The sequence below is a fragment of the Candidatus Sneabacter namystus genome, from assembly GCF_008189685.1.
In the GTDB taxonomy this organism is placed as follows: domain Bacteria; phylum Pseudomonadota; class Alphaproteobacteria; order Rickettsiales; family Rickettsiaceae; genus Sneabacter; species Sneabacter namystus.
The window spans coordinates 127,602-140,838 of sequence record NZ_CP043312.1 but is presented as its reverse complement, the minus strand read 5'-3'; the positions used below and the strand labels follow the sequence as shown (position 1 = coordinate 140,838).

The following is a 13,237-nucleotide window of genomic DNA, read 5'->3' as shown; positions in this document are numbered from 1 at the left end:
AGAATACCAAAATTCTAAAAATGAAAAATCTGCTTTGAATATCGTGAAGTTTTAATTGTACTTCTGGTAAGAGACAATAAAAAACCAATCGATAAACTAGAAGCTAAAATGGAAGAACCTCCACAGCTGATAAATGGTAATGTCATACCTTTCGTAGGAGCCATATTAAGGTTAACAGCAATATTTATAGCAGCTTGAAGTCCAAGTGAAAATGTTAACCCAGATATTGCTAGGGTGTGAAATTGATTATCAGCAGCAACGGCATATTTGAAATTACGGACAATTATCAATACAAACATAAATACAATCACAGCACAAGACAAAGCGCCTAATTCTTCGCAAGCTACAGCAAAAATGAAATCTGTGTGAGAATCTGGCAGCATTTCCTTTATCCTACCTTCACCTGGACCTACTCCAAATAACCCTCCGCTACGAAAAGAAGTAATAGCCTTAGAAATCTGATAGCTATGCTGAGATTGCAAAAATCTATTTATTCTATCTGCAATATATGGAAGAAATACATACGCCCCTACACCTGTACAAAAAATTGAGACAAATATCAACATACATAATATTACAGGCATACCATTTATAAAGAACATAAACCCTGATGTAATCATAAAAACACCAGTCATACCAACATCGGGCTGAAAAAGTAGCAATGACGATATAATCAAAGTGATGAAAATAGCTACACAAAAACCAAAAACATAACGCTTTTTATGACTAAGAAAGTACGATATTACTAATATAAAAAATGGCTTTAAAAGCTCAGAAGGTTGTAACGATATACCAAAAAACATGACCCATCTTCTGGCACCTTTAGTCTCATAACCAAAAAAATGTACGTATACTAGTAGTGTCAATATGAGAACAAATATCACAAGGATAACTTTTTGTAATTCTGCAATATTAATAGCAGAAAGTGAAAAAATTACTACTATACCAACAACAACACATGCTATGTGTTTGTAGATAAAAAAAGTATTTGTAAAACCTATTTTACGCGTAATAGTTGGGCTAGCGCTTGTAACCAACATAATGCCCAAAGCAAGGAGCGCTATGCTAGTCAACAGGGTGGTTTTATCTATGGACTTCCACCAAACAAGAACTCTAAAGCCTATCATATGTTTTTAATAAAAAATAACAAATACATTTCCAACTTAAACGTAAAATGTTGTACTTAAATTAATCAATAAATCATACCTTCACACTATATCATTGCTTATAAAATGATAATATTGTAGAATTTTGTGCGTCTTTACGTAATTTTGCATGAATTTGACTGCATATGGATTAACGATATTTGCACCAAATAGATTTCTTAAGAACAAACCTTCAAACAATATAATTAGATACAAGCAATTTAAATGTTACGAATACTTTTGTTGTCTTTTTGTGTGATAAAATGCTTAACAGGCACTGTACATGCTACGCAAGTAAAAAGATCAGAGCAAAATGGAATCTGGTTTTACAAGAAATCTGCAAATACTAATAATTTCGCAAAAAATTCCATACAAGCTAAGGTCCAATATACACAAAACAAAGATAATTACCACAATAAGACTGCTAAGAAAAAATCTTCTGGATTCATTATGCCATACATATGGAAAGAAGATGATCCAAACGTAGGAAACACTAAAAAACTTTCACCTTGCAAGTCTGAAACAGTACCACATGCACCAAAAGTAAAATCGGCAACAAAAAAATCTTCTGGATTTGTTATGCCATACATATGGAAAGAGGATGATCCGAAGACAAGCAATAACAATGCGAAACAGAAAGAACATAGCTTAAATAAGACAAACGTAATCTTCACTAAGAGTACTAATAATAAAAGAGTGTATGATAACAAATTGTCATCACACTCAACCCAACATACTCACAATAATGACAAAAACTTAACGAATGCGAGGGTGAAGGTAAAACCTTACAACAGTGTCAAAGAGATAAAAAAAGAACATAAATTCGGTTATGAAGAAAACTTTTGTCCAAACGCGGCAAAAGCTCAACCTTCAAAAAAAACGCTACTTAACTTGATAACAAAATATGGAGCCAATGACGAGAAGTTTGAAAATGAAATATTTGGCTGGAAAAGCTTAGAAAAGACTACTCCCAAACCACAACATTGTTCACAAATCAAAACTCAGACAAATGTTTTAAGTAACATAGATTGGAAAGTCAGAAACTGTGCAAGAGTTTTTTTTGAATTACATTTGAAGCATAACATATTAACAACAAAAGAAAGTGACTTTGTTCTAAATTGCATAGACTCAAATAGCATGAGTTTAAATGCTGCATTAACAAGATTGGAAATGCTGGATAAAATAGCAAGTAAAATTCCAATCTTAATACCTCAAAAACAAACTGTAATTACCAGTCATTATGGGAAAAGATTTGTACGTAGACAAGGTATTAATAATCATACCGGTATAGATATGACAAGTCCTAATTGCATTGTGTACGCTGCAGCAAATGGTATCGTAGAATTTAATGGATATGCAGGGGCGTATGGGAAAAATTTAGTAATTAATCATGGAACACTAAAAACGCGCTATGCACATTTAAGCAGGTCGATAGTGCATAATGGAAAATATGTAAAACAAGGTCAACCTATAGGCATAGAAGGAAAAACAGGAAATGCCAGAGGAAGACATTTACATTTTGAAATAATTGACGTTGGTGGCAATAGGGTAAATCCCGTAGACTTTATCTGCTATAGCATGGATTCAACTACAAAACAACAAAGTGCACAGATGTTAGTAGCGCAAAATGCAAGGTGTACTAATAAGTCCAAGATTATGTCAAAAACTTTCGGAAAAAAATTCGTCAAACCCAAAAGAACAAAAGCGGCTTTTAAAAGCTCTAAAGTTAGCATAGCTAAGAACAATAAAGATAAAAAATTTACAATATCTGAAATACAGAATTTTGGTAGAATGTCGCGAGTGATATCTGATAACAATTCAGATCACTCCTTTTTCAGGTAAACCCCATGTCAAGAGAAGTAATATTAGATACAGAAACCACTGGACTTGCACACTCTAAAGGACATAGAGTAATAGAAATAGGGGCGGTAGAATTGCTAGACAAAGTGCCTACAGGAAAAAAGTTTCAGTGTTACATTAATCCGCAAAGAGAAATCACAGAGGAGTCATACAAAATACACGGTTTATCTTCTCAATTTCTTAAAAACAAACCTCTATTTGCAGATATAGCAGATAAATTCTTACATTTTGTGCAAGATGCGCCCATAGTAATACACAACGCAAAATTTGATATGGGTTTTCTTAACAACGAATTGTCTATAATAAACAAAAGTGTATTACCTTTTGAAAGAGCGATAGATACGCTAGCCATGGCTAGAGAAATGTTTCCCAAGTCAAAGGTAAGCCTAGATGCTTTGTGTAAAAGGTTCAAAATATGTACCAGTCATAGAGAATTACATGGAGCCCTAAAAGACGCTGAGCTTTTGGCAATGGTATATATAGAAATGACTGCACGTGAACAAGTAAGCCTATCCCTTATGGAGTCATCTTATAAAATGCCAAACGGAGTAAAAATAGATAAAGTTGAAAAATTAAAGGTAATGCAACCAACTGCACAAGAAGAACAAGAGCACAATAGCATGGTGTCTTGTATAGAGAATGCAATATGGAGGCGCTGCAACAAAAGCTGACGAAAATGGTTAATATCAATTTTTGCTAAAGTACAAATAGGTCAAAATTATAGGAAATGCAGAATAATAATGCAGAGAAAGTAATCAAATATTTTCCAAATACTCTTACCTCTTTACGTATAGCAGCAATACCTCTAATAATAGTATGCTTTTATGTAGAGCAGAGCCTTTGGTCCAGAAGAGTATGTGCTACCATTTTTCTATTTGCTAGCATAACAGACTTTTTTGACGGATTTTTTGCAAGAAAGCTAAAAGCACAAACAAAGTTGGGCAAGGTACTAGATCCTTTAGCAGACAAGTTACTTGTAGGCAGTACTTTGATTTTATTAGTAAAATTTTTGGATGTATGTGCAATACCTTGCATCTTGATATTGTGCAGAGAATTTATGGTATCAGGTATAAGAGAGTTTACGCCTTTCAAAGTTAGTCATGGTGTACAAATATTATCAAAAATAAAAACATGTTTACAGATGACGGCAATATTTTTGCTGTTACTGGGATCGCAAGGATCAAAAATACAGATAATGAACGAATTGGGAATAGTGGCAATATGGACAGCAGCAGTCCTTACAATAATCACAGGCGTCTTTTACTTATTTGCTACAAATAATGTAACCTATGACGAATAAAGACGTTTAAAGCTACACTTCATTTCAAAATGGAAGATGTAAGATCTGGAGTTATCTCTGCCAAACATTGACCAAAATCACAGGCAGTAGATATTTGCGTGTCCCGTCTGATGAGAATAGTTTCGCTACTCGAAATATTGCTTAACAATTTTGTACAAACATCAAGCACAACAACGTCTGTATCCTCTAAGCTATTTTGTACTATCACAAAATCTTGTATACCGCATCTATGATACAGATGATATGTTTTTAATGCGTTACTAACAGACATTTTACTCATTGTAGTAACCACAAATACAGAGTCAATTTTATAGCTAGAAAGAATGCTAAGATGCATATCACCTGTACCAGGAGGCATGTCAAATATCAGATAATCAAGCTCTGGCCATGTTATAGAACTAATCGCTGCCTTAATAACTTTAGTAGATAACAGACCCCTCCACGCAACAAGTTGGTTTTCTTGTACACCAAAAGGTAAAATATGCACCCCATGTCTACAATATAATTGATATTCTTTATTAGACGTATCAGAATCATATATACCAAATATTGTAGCTATAGAAGAACAATGTATGTCTGCATCTATAAGACCAACTACCTTACCTTTTTTAGCTAATTGCTGCGCAAGAGCAGAAGCTACTGTAGATTTTCCAACTCCCCCTTTACCAGACGCTACAACGATAGTATGTTTAGATAAAGTTTGCTTACTTAACATAATAGTATTAAATTTAAGTACATTCTTGATATTCGTTTTCACAATACAAGACTGCGTTGCATAACACTACAAAGAAAATTTTAAAATTAGCACAACTAATAAATGAACAGACAGACGTATAACATCGATGAGCTGCTGAGCTTTCTATTTAAAATTCTTGGAATTGATAAAAAACCATCTAACAAGTTTTTAATATACATTTTCCTACCAGGTATAGTTGCTCTATGGCTATTGTCAGGGGTATATCAGGTCAAAGAAGGATCAGGAGCAATTATATTAAGATTTGGAACCATGGTAAGATGCGCAAGCCCAGGCTTGAATTATCACTTGCCTTACCCTTTTGAAAAAGCCATAGTTGAAAGAATAGACTACTCAAGAAGAGTAGAAATAGGCTATAGATCTGGCATGCAAGGCATTACAGGATATATACCAGACGAAAGCAACATCCTAACAAGTGATGAAAATATAGTAAGACTAAAATGTGATGTTAGTTGGCATATAAAGAACTTATCGCAATTTTTGCTTAAAGTCCAAAACCCTAATTCAGTAATAAAAACTATATCTCAAAGTGCAATAAGGGAAGTTGTCAGCGAAACTCCGATTCTAGATTTATTGTCCAATAAAAAACAAGAAATAGGAATGAAAATAGAAAGTGTATTACAAAGAATAGCTGACAATTACAGTTTAGGAATTCAAATAGATAAAGTTTATTTGTTGGCGGCAGAACCACCACAAGAAGTTGTTAATGCGTACAGAGATGTGCAAAGTTCAAAAGCTGACAAAGAGAAAGAAATCAATCAGGCATTAGCATACAGAAATGATGTTGTCACAAGAGCACAAGGAGAGGTAGTGAAAATAGTAAGAGAAGCTGAAGCTGAAAAGCAGGAATTAATTTCTAAGGCTTTGGGTGAAACTAAAAGGTTTAAGTCTGTATTATCTCAATATACTCTAAATAAGGATATAACAAGATATAGACTATACTCAGAAGCTATGGCAAGCATATTGCAAAATGGAGAAAAAGTCGTTATTGGTGGAAAAGTTTTGCAACACTTACCTCTAGAATCTTCCTCCACTAAAGTAAAAAATGAAAAGTAAATACTCTTTTAAAACTTAAGTAAAAACTCACAAAAAAATGTACAAATTTCCTCAGAAGAAAGCTTTAACTATTTTACCTTTATCCTTCTTTTTTGCACTTATTGCACTATTTAACAGTGTAACAATAGTAGATGAAAGGCAAACAGCTGTAATTTTTGAATTTGGTAGAGTGGTAAGAGAAGTAACAAATCCAGGCATTACGTTAAAGATACCAGTATTACAGTCTGTGGTGTTTTACGATAAGCGCATTGTAGGCATACCTGTAGAAGCGCAAGAATTAACTGCATCAGATAGTAAAAGGGTGATAGTGGACGCTATAGCTTACTTAAAAATAATAAGCCCGAAAACATTCTACAAATCAGTCAATTCAGTACAAAATTCTAAAATTAGAGTCAAATCACGACTTGAATCCTCACTAAGAAAAGTAATAGGGAAAAATCCTTTGATTAGCCTGTTATCATCTCAAAGGTCTCAAATGATGCTTGAAATTTCTTCTATTTTGTCAGAAGAATTGAAAGATTTAGGGATGGAAGTGATAGATGTAAGAATTTCAAGAGCAGATTTACCTCAAGAAAATAGCGTAGCAATATGCAGAAGAATGCAAACATCTAGAGAACAAGAAGCAAGGAAAATAAGAGCAGAAGGAAGTGCAGAAGCCGCGAGAATAATAGCAGATGCAGATAAAGAAACCAGAGTATGTATTGCTCAAGCAAAGATGCAAAATAACCTCATAAAAGGAGAAGGGGAAGCAAAAGCTAGCGAAATATATAATAACGCTTATTCACAAGATCCTGACTTTTTTAGGTTTTATAAAGCAATGAATACGTACAAAAGGTCTTTCTCACGCGATACTAAGTTTTTTGTATCAACAAAAAGTGATTTTATGAAATTTTCTAAGTTAGGGGATTAATGAGATATACACTTTTGAGTTTATTAGGGGCTTTAGCACTTTCTGTTTACAGTGCACAAGGAACACCACCACTTAATAATCATACGATTATTAAAAAAAATGTTGCTACAGGGAACGCCTTTTGTAACCTTCCAGACATAATAGAGCCATTATTACCATCTGTCGTCAATATACATGTAGTGCAAGAAAATACACGAAATCCCAGATTGTCATCTGGTGCCAGAGACCCTATGCAAGAATTGCTCGAAAGGTTTTTCGGATATGATGCTCCTACAGAAGAAATGTTGCCAGAAGTAAAGTCGTTAGGATCAGGTTTTATAGTATCTACGATAGGTCACATAGTGACAAACTATCATGTTATCAAAGGAGGAACAAAGATAATGGTCAAGATGAGCACGTGCGCAAAATCAGTCAAAGCAAAATTGGTAGGATTTGATGAGAAAACGGATATAGCTATACTAAAAATAGATACCAAAAAACCTCTGCCAACAGTATCTTTCGGAGATTCTAGAAAATTAAGAGTAGGAGAAACTGTCATATTGGTGGGAAATCCTTTAGGGCTAGGAGAAACCGTAACTTGCGGAATAGTGTCTAACAAAGCGAGAAAAGATTTGGATTTAGGTTCTGCTAGCATGATACATGAACTTATTCAAACTGATGCCGCTATGAACAGAGGTAACTCAGGAGGACCTATGTTTAACCTAGAAGGTAAAGTAGTTGGAGTAAATTGTGCAATATGCTCTCCATCTGGAGTAAGTGCCGGTATAGGGTTAGCTCTTCCATCTTCTTACGCAAAAGATGTGGTGGATCAAATAATAAAAACTGGAAGAGTGCAAAGAGGTCGTCTTAGCATAACCCTTGCGCCCATTACAGAGGAAGTGGCAGAAGGTATTGGCATAAAAGAATTACAAGGAGTGCTTGTAGCAGACGTTACAAAGGGTGGAGCAGGAGATAAAGCTGGCCTGAAAGCAGGTGATGTGATCACTAAATTTGATAACATAGCTGTCAAGGGTACGAAACATATGCAGTCCTTAACGGCAAATGCTATACCTGGTTCAGTTGTAAAAATTACAATAATCAGAAACGGTTTGAGTAAAGATATAATAGCGAAAATTTCAGCAGATATAGACATAAATAGTAAAGATGGTCAACTGTCCGCTACTGGAATTTTGGAACATAATGGTGTTACATTAGCGGATTTAACTAATAGCATAAAAAGAAATTTAGGCATTCCAGAATCTGTAAGTGGGGTATTAGTGCAACAGGTAAATCCTAGTTCTCCTTGGGCAAATATACTCAAGAAAGAAGATATAATAGTATCTGTAATAGGGGTCGATACAGTACATGATGTACAACATTGGCAAAAATTGTACTCTGACGCAAAATCTAAAGGCAGAAAATGGATAGCCCTTTTGATAAAACGCAAAGGTGGTCATTTTAGTTTTGCTATAAAATTACCAATTTTGTGACAAGAAACTTTGTTTAATGAACTAATCCATTTAATCAAATTTTCAAAAACAAAAGTGTTTGAAAGTGCGTATCGTAAAGTGAATTTTTATACACACGTAAAAGCTATTAATTTATAGTAAAACTTTTTCCTAGTTTTTTTACTTTACCTTTTTTTGTACAGTTGGTACAATTCACGTGATTTTAGTTTTTTATTTTTAAACAATAGGTTTTAATTAGAAATATGCCAGATATAAGTTTACAAGATATGAAATGTATTCTAGTAGCGGCTGGGACAAGGGTGTCTGAGTCAATGCTAGAACAAGAGATAAGGGAGAGGTATAAGGCTCTTTCCGCTGATACGCTTAAAAGAGCAGAGAAGTACGTTGTAGAAGCTGGTGGTGCTCCAGCGGCAGCAGCTGGTGGTGGCGGTGCTGCTCCAGCGGCAGCAGCTGATGCTCCAGCTCCACAAGATATGAAACGTATTCTAGTAGCATCTGGGACAAGGGTGTCTGAGTCAATGCTAGAACAAGAGATAAGGGAGAGGTATAAGGCTCTTTCCGCTGATACGCTTAAAAGAGCAGAGAAGTACGTTGTAGAAGCTGGTGGTACTGGTGGTGCTCCAGCGGCAGCAGTTGATGCTACAGCTCTACAAGATATGAGATGTATTCTAGTAGCAGCGGGGGCAAAGGTGTCTAAGTCAACACCAGAACAAGAGATAAGGGAGAGGTATAAGGCTCTTTCCGCTGATACGCTTAAAAGAGCAGAGAAGTACGTTGCAGAAGCTGGTGGTACTGGTGGCGCTACAGCGGCAGCAGATGATGCTCCAGCTCCACAAAATATGAGACGTATTCTAGTAGCGGCTGGGACAAGGGTGTCTGAGTCAATGCTAGAACAAGAGATAAGGGAGAGGTATAAGGCTCTTTCCGCTGATACGCTTAAAAGAGCAGAGAAGTACGTTGTAGAAGCTGGTGGTACTGGTGGTGCTCCAGCGGCAGCAGTTGATGCTACAGCTCTACAAGATATGAGATGTATTCTAGTAGCAGCGGGGGCAAAGGTGTCTAAGTCAACACCAGAACAAGAGATAAGGGAGAGGTATAAGGCTCTTTCCGCTGATACGCTTAAAAGAGCAGAGAAGTACGTTGCAGAAGCTGGTGGTACTGGTGGCGCTACAGCGGCAGCAGATGATGCTCCAGCTCCACAAAATATGAGACGTATTCTAGTAGCGGCTGGGACAAGGGTGTCTGAGTCAATGCTAGAACAAGAGATAAGGGAGAGGTATAAGGCTCTTTCCGCTGATACGCTTAAAAGAGCAGAGAAGTACGTTCTAGAAGATATGAAAAAGTTTCTATTAGAACATTTGGGGATAAGGTTCTCTGAGTCAATAACAGAAAAAAAGATAATGGAGGTACATGGGAATGTGTGCCGTATTATTAGAAAAATGTTTAAGAGGTTAACTGCAAAAATAGCAGATGATGAAGGTGAAGGACCGCATGATCCAGCGGCAGCAACTGGTGATGGTGACGGAGTGCAACAGCAGCATACTATAAAAAAGTTTCTAGAACATATTGGGGTATTGTCTGAGTTAGTAGCAGAAGAACAGATAAGGGAGGCGTATGAGATTGTTTGCCGTGAGTTTAGAAAAGAATATGGTGAGGTGGTAATTGATGAAGCAGAAGCAGCACAAGTAGCAGAAGAAGCAGCAGAAATAGAAGAAGCAGAAGATGAAGCAGAAGAAGCAGAAGATGAAGATGAAGCAGAAGAAGCAGAAGAAGCAGAAGAAGCAGAAGATGAAGCAGAAGAAGCAGAAGATGAAGATGAAGCAGAAGAAGCAGAAGATGAAGATGAAGGTGAAGATGAAGGTGAAGGACCGCATGCTCCAGCAGCAGAAGCTGAAGAGCAGCCTGCTCTTGGTGCGCCGCTTGGTGGAGGTGCTGTTCAGCAACCGCCTGCTCCAAAGCCTGCTCCAAAGCTTGCTGCAGCGGCAGCAGAAGCTGGAGAGGAGCCTGCTCCTGGTGCTGCTCAGCAACCGCATCAGCCTGCTCCTAATGAGCTTGTGGGAGAGGACGCTGATGCTGCTAACGAAGGTATGATGGGTATATAATGAGACAGAATTTTGTTAATTAATTTTTATAGGTTTATTTTTTTATGAAGCACAGTAGAACTAGTGCAACTGCTAAGTTACCTGGTGGCACAGGACCAGTAGGTCCACAACGCACAGAAGAAGCGTCTTCTGTGCGTGATACGGTACCTCGTGCGGTACAACCGCAGGGGGTACCTGCTTTACCTTTTTCTCAAGAAATGGAGAAAGTAATAAAGGATAATAATAATAAAAAACTTGGGTTGCTTCAAGCTGCTTATGACGCCGTGTTAAAAGCAAATGAAGAATATATTAACACTTTAGATATTAAGGAGAGTGATGCATATGAAAACTTTGCAATGATCGCTGCATGTGCGAAAGATCTTACACCAGCCTTAAATTATTTAAGGCAGGCTTTTAGTAGTAGTTTCGCAAATGAAGAAATAATGGATTTATTTTTCCATATGACCTGCAGAGTAGACGGTGGAATCGAGATCGAAAGGAAAAGTCGTGCACCTGCTGGATGTGTCGATGCTGTGGACTCGTTTTTCCAGTTGTGTAGAACAATCACCTCTAAGCACAAAGGTAAACTTGCTGAGATCATCGCAACAAAGAAAGAAATAGCCGAGGAGTACATAGGTGATAATAAAGGTTATTCTTTGCTACAAAGCACAAATATAGCTATGCAGCGGTTTGTACTAGCTTGGAGGTGCATCTTTGAGAGTAATAAAAGAGAAGAAGGTAGGTCTAAAGACTTCGTTACACACAAAGAATTGATAACATTTGATGAACTACTGTTTAAAGAAGAAACAGAAAAATGTAAAGATGTACGTAAGATGAAGTTTAAATCTCGAGACATTCGGCAGGATTTGGTTACAGCTTCAGAAGCAGTAAAAGGACATGCCTCAACCAAGAACTTAGTTAATCTCATAACAGCACCAGAACACAAAGGTAAGTTTCCAGGTGCAGATCAAGCGCGTCTAGAGAAAATAGTCCAGAATTATAACGTTCTCAATTTCCTTGTTCACTATGTGAAATCAGATGAGTTTGATAAAGCCTTTAAAAAAGAAATGGCACTTTGTGAAGCGTTGGGAAAACACGCGCAAACAGAGGGAGAAAGAATACAGGGTGACATTATCGCTAATATTAGCAGGACTAACGAATCTAGAATAAAACTCCAGTCTGCAGTCAATGATCTTAATGAAGTAAAAATGCTTTTGGGGAAGGATTGTGTTGATTCGATTGCATTTGTTTTTGCAGCAAAAAATGTAGCTACAGGTCTATATGCTGCTTTGAGTGCAACTCAACATAAGGTCTATATTACTTCTGAAAGATTGAAGGCTATATGGGAAAGTGTAGATAGTTTATCTCCTTCTAGGAGTAAAAAACAACTCCCTGAGATAGAGGGTCTACCAGATGTACAACTAAAAGCAGATATTTCAGATCCATTCTTTTTTGTAGAAAGTGAGCCTTTATCATCTCCTAGAAGAGAGGGTGCGTTAATGGGGATTGATGTTGATCAGTTCTATAAAGAGCAAGTAATGACAATCTTGTATACTATGGACAAGCCACTAAAAACGCTTGACCGAAAAGAAGAAAAAGAAGAAGAAAAAGAAGAAGAAAAAGAAACAAGAGAGGCATGGCAAGACGTGCGACGCATGTCTGAATTCGAGAAAGAAGATATTCACGAAGTAGCACGAATCAGAATGAAACTTAGTAACCTAAAGGAAGGAGATGCTAGTGCACGAGAAGAGAGGGAGAAGTTAACGCAAGAAGAAATGAAGATTTTTGAAAAACATCGTATGCAGAAGAAAGCGCCTATGGCCGAAGGTAATATATTAATGGATCATGTCTTAGAAATTCAAGAGCAACAGATAGCCTTTATTAAGGAACTAGTGAGACTAAAAGACGAAGAATCAGCTGATCTTATTCAATTCATAGATGGAGGTAGACAATTATTGCAAGAAGCAGAAGCAGGTGCACAGGGAGGAGGCGCAGCAGCAGCTGGTGATCCAGGAGGCGCTGCAGCAGCTCGTCCTTTTTGGGGACAAAGACATGCGGATGCAATTCAGCAGCAGCTGCAGCATAGAGCAAGAGACGCAGCAGAAGCTGATGCAGACGCAGCAGCAGCTGATGCACAGGAAGGCGCTGCAGCAGCAGCTGGTGATCCAGGAGGCGCTGCAGCTGGTGATATCCAACTTGCAGGACAAGGAGGCGATGCGCAGCAGCAAGTGATGTGAGGAGAAGATGCTGAGAATTAAAAAAAACTTGTTGTGAGAAAACAACACGTTGTATAAAAACAAAAAAGAGCCCTTTTCCATATTGGAGATGGGCTCTTTTTTTTGTGTATATATGACGTAGCTAATAAAACTTTCAAAGAAGAGGGTACTCTGCCGTTGTATATCTTTTTTTAGACATATGAATAGACACCTGTTTTCTTCTCCCTTTCTCTCTCTTTATAAATCTCAAGAAAGAGTTTCTTCTAAAATTGTTTTTACCACATGATTTTTATACCAGGTTAGCCCTTCTATACAAAATATCATTACAAACACTGAAAAGAGAAAAAAAAAGGATACAATACGTGTCCATCGCAAAAACAACAATAGAATAAAAAATGTGTTGTATCAGAAAAAAGAAGAGTCGTACATTAATGTTTTGATCGCGATATATAACTTCACAACAAAGA

The 13,237-nt window shown here is 36.9% G+C and carries 10 protein-coding genes; 8 read left to right on the top strand and 2 right to left on the bottom strand.

Annotated features, from left to right (window positions below; translation table 11 throughout):
- Positions 1-14: 14 nt before the first annotated feature.
- Positions 15-1,127 carry an FtsW/RodA/SpoVE family cell cycle protein gene (locus FZC37_RS00570; protein WP_148951797.1) on the bottom strand — a complete coding sequence of 371 codons (1,113 nt, stop codon included), beginning with the start codon at positions 1,125-1,127 and terminating at the stop codon, positions 15-17.
- A gap of 243 nt (positions 1,128-1,370) precedes the next feature.
- On the opposite strand from FZC37_RS00570, the gene FZC37_RS00565 reads away from it, so the two are divergent.
- The 3 genes from FZC37_RS00565 to pgsA are packed head-to-tail and all read left to right on the top strand — an operon-like array spanning position 1,371 to position 4,305.
- Positions 1,371-2,987, top strand: coding sequence for a M23 family metallopeptidase (locus FZC37_RS00565; protein WP_148951796.1), 1,617 nt, complete (start codon positions 1,371-1,373; stop codon positions 2,985-2,987).
- 5 nt (positions 2,988-2,992) lie between these two features.
- Entirely contained in the window at positions 2,993-3,676 is a 684-nt protein-coding gene (gene dnaQ, locus FZC37_RS00560; protein ID WP_148951795.1) for a DNA polymerase III subunit epsilon, read from the top strand.
- A gap of 56 nt (positions 3,677-3,732) precedes the next feature.
- Positions 3,733-4,305 (top strand): CDP-diacylglycerol--glycerol-3-phosphate 3-phosphatidyltransferase, encoded by a 573-nt coding sequence (gene pgsA, locus FZC37_RS00555; RefSeq protein WP_148951794.1) that lies wholly within the window; start codon positions 3,733-3,735, stop codon positions 4,303-4,305.
- A 19-nt stretch (positions 4,306-4,324) separates the two neighbouring features.
- Here pgsA and FZC37_RS00550 read toward each other — a convergent pair whose 3' ends face one another.
- Entirely contained in the window at positions 4,325-5,020 is a 696-nt protein-coding gene (locus tag FZC37_RS00550) for a P-loop NTPase (RefSeq protein WP_148951793.1), read from the bottom strand.
- 102 nt (positions 5,021-5,122) lie between these two features.
- On the opposite strand from FZC37_RS00550, the gene hflK reads away from it, so the two are divergent.
- From hflK to FZC37_RS00525, 5 genes are all read left to right on the top strand, one after another.
- Positions 5,123-6,115, top strand: a complete 993-nt coding sequence (gene hflK / locus FZC37_RS00545) for an FtsH protease activity modulator HflK (RefSeq protein WP_148951792.1) — start codon at positions 5,123-5,125, stop codon at positions 6,113-6,115.
- 37 nt (positions 6,116-6,152) lie between these two features.
- Complete coding sequence (gene hflC, locus FZC37_RS00540) at positions 6,153-7,025, top strand: protease modulator HflC (RefSeq protein ID WP_148951791.1); 873 nt, start codon at positions 6,153-6,155, stop codon at positions 7,023-7,025.
- Entirely contained in the window at positions 7,025-8,494 is a 1,470-nt protein-coding gene (locus FZC37_RS00535; RefSeq protein ID WP_148951790.1) for a trypsin-like peptidase domain-containing protein, read from the top strand. The genes hflC and FZC37_RS00535 overlap by 1 nt, the downstream gene beginning before the upstream one ends.
- Before the next feature lie 221 nt (positions 8,495-8,715).
- Entirely contained in the window at positions 8,716-10,575 is a 1,860-nt protein-coding gene (locus FZC37_RS00530; RefSeq protein WP_148951789.1) for a hypothetical protein, read from the top strand.
- Between the two features lie 44 nt (positions 10,576-10,619).
- Complete coding sequence (locus FZC37_RS00525; protein ID WP_148951788.1) at positions 10,620-12,791, top strand: hypothetical protein; 2,172 nt, start codon at positions 10,620-10,622, stop codon at positions 12,789-12,791.
- Positions 12,792-13,237 lie beyond the last annotated feature (446 nt).